Origin of the sequence: Tabrizicola thermarum, from assembly GCF_003574395.1 — a bacterium.
GTDB lineage: Bacteria > Pseudomonadota > Alphaproteobacteria > Rhodobacterales > Rhodobacteraceae > Tabrizicola > Tabrizicola thermarum.
The window spans coordinates 1-1,059 of the sequence record NZ_QMJY01000047.1; the positions used below are offsets into that span (position 1 = coordinate 1).

Here is a 1,059-nt window from a genome sequence, read left to right on the forward strand (position 1 = left end):
AGAAAAGGTTGCTCATGATCCAGTCTCCTTGCGGAGCTTGAATCAGGCCGAGCCCACAAAATCAATGGGTCCTGACCCTAATCGAGACGAAGGTAGCCTTCGGTGATCTTAACCTGATCTCCGTCGATTGATATGGCTCCGTATTGAGCCAGAATAGGAAGCTTTTCCATATACCTGTCAAACGTAACATATTTGGAAACCATTGGCTCTATTATCCTATAGAGCGATGCGGAATCTTTTGGAAGGCTAATCTTGTGCACATGAATCGCATGCACTATGGCAGCTTCGTCTTGATCGAAAGAAATTACCGTAGACTTAAGAACAGTGAACAAAATTGATAGTGCCCCAGAAAGTTCTTTTAGCCCACCTATGGAGGAACCAACCGAAGTAACTAATTTGGTTAGGTTTACCCTTATGTTGCTTGGCTTAACTGATATGTGCCCCCATCGCTGATGTGCAACCTGAAAGCCCATTCGGGCATCTGGCGTTCGGTCTGAAACCGGAGGTTGGGATATCGAAAAGGTTGTATTTTCTAAGAACAGTTTCCAAGTTTCTGGTGCGATATGCTGCTCAGTGAAAGAGATCTCCATAAATCTCTTTGTTATTGTCGTTTTCACTTCTTGCATTTAGCGCTCCGTTCGAACATTAAAAATGCAGGTCACTGACACGCCTAATTCTTGCTTGGCTGGCCTAGAAAAGCATGTCAATATAGTAACACTTTGAACTCCGACTGCAAAGCAGGCATGCGTAGGATGGCTGCCAACCCACTACCAATGCCACACCTTGTCAGATTTGCCTAAAGCAAATCTGACCTCGCCCGACCCGCCCCCACGGTGGCGGGCGCGATACTTCGCCCCCTCCCGCCCCTCACAAGTCTGCTCGGGCGTTCGACGTTGAAAACGGTCCACTGGACCGTTTTCGCCCCGGCAAAGCCGGTGCCGCGTCTCACCCCCGCATACCGCCCACGGTCAGCCTTGCCGATGCTGTCCCTGAGCTTGGTGTAGGTTCTGGCTGAGGTGGTCACCGGCGATGTTCCGGTAGGGTCTGGTTGCTGACACC

The 1,059-nt window shown here is 50.0% G+C and carries 1 protein-coding gene; it reads right to left on the reverse strand.

The window, feature by feature from the left end:
• Positions 1-77 precede the first annotated feature (77 nt).
• Positions 78-626: a hypothetical protein gene (locus D5084_RS09095; protein ID WP_128515194.1), complete on the reverse strand. Its 549-nt coding sequence runs from the start codon at positions 624-626 to the stop codon at positions 78-80.
• Between the last annotated feature and the right edge of the window lie 433 nt (positions 627-1,059).

Coding starts and splice junctions, on each gene's coding strand:
- D5084_RS09095 (WP_128515194.1), bottom strand. CDS start 626: ATGCAAGAAGTGAAAACGACAATAACAAAGAGATTTATGGAGATCTCT.